Source organism: Isoptericola sp. NPDC057391 (assembly GCF_042668085.1).
Lineage (GTDB): Bacteria > Actinomycetota > Actinomycetes > Actinomycetales > Cellulomonadaceae > Isoptericola.
In genome coordinates, this window is record NZ_JBHVBO010000270.1 from 1 (window position 1) to 4030 (window position 4030).

Genomic DNA, 4030 nt, shown 5'->3' on the forward strand with positions numbered 1-4030 from the left:
GTTCGCAACCATGCGAACCCGCCCGGGCTTCTCTATCTCGCGGGTCTGGGTTCTCTATCTCGGCATCAGAGGTGCTTGGCGAGCCAGGCGAGGGTCGGGGCGAAGCGGTAGCCCTGGCCGCCCTCGTGGCGGTTGTAGGGGTAGACGTCGATCGCCGTGTCCGGCGCCGTCTCGCCCAGCGCGCCCCACTGGTTGTACGCGGCGTACACGGTGGACGGCGGGCAGACGTCGTCGCGCAGGGCGGTCGAGAACAGCGCGGCCGCGCGGGCGCGGCGGGCGAACGAGACGCCGTCGAGGTAGGAGAACGTACGCCACACGGCGTCCTCGTGCTCGCGGTGCACGGACAGGTACTGCGTGATCTCCCCGTAGGGGAACGCGTCGGAGATCTGCACGGCGCGGCGGTAGTGGCACAGGAACGGCACGTTCGGCACCGCGGCGGCGACATCGGGCACCAGCCCGGCGACGGCGATCGCGATGCCGCCGCCCTGGCTCGTGCCGGTGACGGCGACGCGCGCGGGGTCGATCCCCTCGACCCGGCGCACGGCATCCACGGCCCGCACGCCGTCGGTGAAGACGCGCCGGTAGTAGTGCTCGTGCGGGTCGAGCACGCCGCGCGTCATGAAGCCGGGGGAGGCGGGGCCGCTGCCCACCGGGTCGGGGGTGTCGCCGCCGTGGCCCCAGCCGGACCCCTGGCCGCGCGTGTCCATGACGAGGTGCGCGTAGCCGGCGGCGGCGAGCCCGAGGTGGTCGTGCGCCAGCCCGCGGCCGCCGCCGTAGCCGACGAACTCGACGACCGCCGGCAGCGGGCCGTCGGCGGCGGCGTCGTGGTGCGCGGGCCGCGTCAGCCACGCCTTGACCGGCTGCCCGTCGAACCCGGGGAAGGTGACGTCGTCCACCACGAGCTGCGTGAGGCCGGTGTCCGCCCGCTCCAGCGCCGGGACGTCGTCGTGCGCGCGGGACTCGACGAGGGTCTGCGACCAGAACGCGTCGAAGTCGGCCGGCTCGTCGATCTCGGGGACGTACGCCTCGAGCTCGGGCACGGGCAGGTCGAACTGGGCCATCGGGTTCCTCCGGGCTTCCTGCGGGGACCACCCGCAGCGGTGCGGTGTCGGGCTGCACTGTAGCCGGGGAGGCCGGGGCCGCGGGAGAACGCTTCCCGTCCCGGACGTCTACTCTGCAACCAGTCGGACGGGCGAGGTGAGGACACGGTGCGACGCGGGACCAACCTGCCGCGGGTGGGCGACTTCAACCAGATGGTCGTGCTCGACCAGGTGCGGCGGGCGTCCGGCGGCACGAGCCGCAGCGAGCTCGCAGCGAGCACGGGGCTGTCCCTCCAGGCGGTGTCGAACATCGTGGCGCGGCTCGTCGCGCTCGGGTACGTCGTCGAGGGGGAGCGCCGGGCCGAGGGCCGGGGCAAGCCGCGCACGATGCTCTACCTCGAGCCGCAGGGCGCGTTCGCGCTGGGCGTGCACATCGACCCGGTGGTCGTGACGTCGGTGCTCGTGGACCTCGACGGCCGCACCGTGGAGAAGGTCGTCGAGCGGACGCCGGCCGGGCCCGAGGCGGTGGCCGAGGCCGTCGCCGCGGCGGCCGCCGCGATGCTCGAGCGGGCCGGCGTCGACCGCTCCGCCGTCCTGGGTCTGGGGGTGGCGGCGCCGGGGCCGGTGGACCTCTCCGCCGGCACGGTGCTCCGCCCGCCGCTCCTGGACGGCTGGGAGGAGGTGCCGGTGCGCGACCTGCTGGCCGCGGCGACGGGCTTCGACGTCGTGCTGGACAAGGACGTGTCGGCGGCGATGGTGGCGGAGCTGTGGCGTGGTAACCGGATGCTGCGCGGCACCTCCCTGTTCTTCTACACGGGCTTCGGCGTCGCGGTGGCGGTGGCGCACGACGGCGAGCTCCTCGCCGGGTCGTCGCGCAATGCGGGCGAGGTCGGCCACCTGGTGGTCGACAACGACGGCCCGCTGTGCGGCTGCGGCCAGCGGGGGTGCATCGGCATCTCCGCCGCCCCCGCGACGCTGGTGGCCGAGGCCGTCGCCGGCGGCGTGCTGCCCCCGGGCACCCCGGCGTCGACGCCGACGGAGCTCGACGCGGCCCTCACGACGTTGTGCGGGGCCGCCGCCGACGGCGACGCGGTCGCCGCGGGGATCCTCGCGACGTCCGCGCGGCGGGTCGCCCGCGGGATCACCGTGGTGGCCGACCTCGTGGACGCGGGGGTCGTCGTCTTCGGCGGCCCGGCGTGGGCGCGGCTCGCTCCCCACTACCTGCCCGTCGTGCGGCGGGAGCTCACGCTGCAGGCGACGCTGCGCGAGGTGCACGCCGTCGAGGTGCTGGGCTCCGCCGTCGGCGACCACGTCGGCGCGGTGGGCGCGGCGAGCCTGGTGCTCGACGGGCTGTTCACCCCGCGACCCTCCGGGCTCGTCGACGGGGGAGCGGCGCGCGCCCTCGCGCACCCGTAGCCCGTCGCACCGAGGATCCACGACGAACCGTCGGGCGGGCCTGCTTGACAGCATTAACTCAATTCGGTTGAGTTATTCGCGTCAGCCGGCCCGGCGTCGTCGGGCCGCTCATGTGGGCAAAGGAGCAGCATGCGACTGGCACGACACCTCGCCGCGGGGACCGCGGTCACGGCGCTCGTCCTCACTCTCGGAGCCTGCGGCTCGGGGGCCGGCGAGGGCGCCAGCGGGGACGCGACGATCAAGATCGCGTACCAGAAGTTCGGGAACTTCACGCAGGCCGACGAGCTGTTCAAGGACGTCAAGGCCGAGTACGAGAAGGAGAACCCGGACGTCACGATCGAGCTCGTCCCGATCGAGGCCAGCCAGAACGACTACTTCACGAAGCTCGCGCTCATGAACCGCTCGCCCGGCACCGCACCGGACCTCATGTACGAGGACACGTTCATGATCAAGTCCGACGTCGAGGCGGGATACCTGCTGCCGCTGGACGACCACCTCGCCGGGTGGGAGGACTGGGGCCAGTTCGTCGACCAGGCCAAGCAGGCCGGGCTGGGCGACGACGGCAAGACCTACGGCGTCCCGATGGGCACCGACACGCGCGGGCTGTGGTTCAACAAGGAGGTGCTCGCCAAGGCCGGCCTGCCCGAGGACTGGGCGCCGAAGACCTGGGACGAGCTCCTCGAGGCCGCCCGGGCGATCAAGAAGGCCGACCCCGACGTCATCCCGCTCAACGTCTACTCCGGCAAGCCGATGGGCGAGGGCTCCACGATGCAGGGCTTCGAGATGCTGCTGTACGGCACGGGCGGCACGCTCTACGACACCGACGCCTCGAAGTGGGTCGTCGGGTCCCAGGAGTTCGTCGACTCGCTCGACTTCATCCGGACGATCTACACCGAGGGCCTCGCCCCGACGCCGCAGCAGGCGCTCGACCCGAACGTCGGCAACACCGTCTCGGCCGAGTGGCTGCCCCAGGGCAAGCTCGGCATCGCCCTCGACGGCTCCTGGATGCCCGGCACCTGGCTGGAGGAGGGCACGGCGCCCTGGCCCGAGTGGACCGAGGTCATGGGGACGGCCGCGATGCCCACGCAGGAGGGCCAGGCCCCCGGCGCGGTGAGCATGTCGGGCGGGTGGACGATGGCGATCGGCGCGGGGACGAAGAACCCCGACGTGGCGTTCGACGTGCTGACGCACGCGCTCGACAAGGAGAACTCCCTGCGGTTCGCGATCGACAACAGCCAGATCGCGGTGCGCACCGACGTCGCCGAGGAGCCGTCGTACTCCGAGGCGAACCCCACGGTGCCGTTCTTCTCCGATCTCGTCGAGGTGACGAACTTCCGCCCCGCCACGTCCGACTACGCCCAGATCTCCAACGCGATCCAGGTCGCGATGGAGTCGGTGATGACCGGCCAGCAGACGCCCGAGGAGGCGGCCGCCGTCTACGACGAGGCCGTGATCGCCCAGGTCGGCGAAGAGAACACGACGAACGGCTGACGACAGTGACCGCCACCCTCGCCCCCGCCCCCGTGGGCGGGCCGGGGGCGGGGTCGTCGCCGGTGCGGCGCACTCCGGTGCGC

Annotated in this window: 3 protein-coding genes; 2 read left to right on the forward strand and 1 reads right to left on the reverse strand. The window is 73.0% G+C overall.

Annotated elements, in window-relative coordinates:
• Positions 1-65 precede the first annotated feature (65 nt).
• On the reverse strand, positions 66-1061 hold the full coding sequence (locus tag ACFUVW_RS20010; RefSeq protein ID WP_430573048.1) for an acetylxylan esterase: 996 nt from the start codon (positions 1059-1061) through the stop codon (positions 66-68).
• Between the two features lie 147 nt (positions 1062-1208).
• Here ACFUVW_RS20010 and ACFUVW_RS20015 point away from each other — a divergent pair, with 147 nt between their 5' ends.
• Both ACFUVW_RS20015 and ACFUVW_RS20020 read left to right on the forward strand, forming a co-directional pair.
• Complete coding sequence (locus ACFUVW_RS20015) at positions 1209-2456, forward strand: ROK family protein (protein WP_430573049.1); 1248 nt, start codon at positions 1209-1211, stop codon at positions 2454-2456.
• A gap of 129 nt (positions 2457-2585) precedes the next feature.
• On the forward strand, positions 2586-3947 hold the full coding sequence (locus tag ACFUVW_RS20020) for an ABC transporter substrate-binding protein (protein WP_430573050.1): 1362 nt from the start codon (positions 2586-2588) through the stop codon (positions 3945-3947).
• Positions 3948-4030 lie beyond the last annotated feature (83 nt).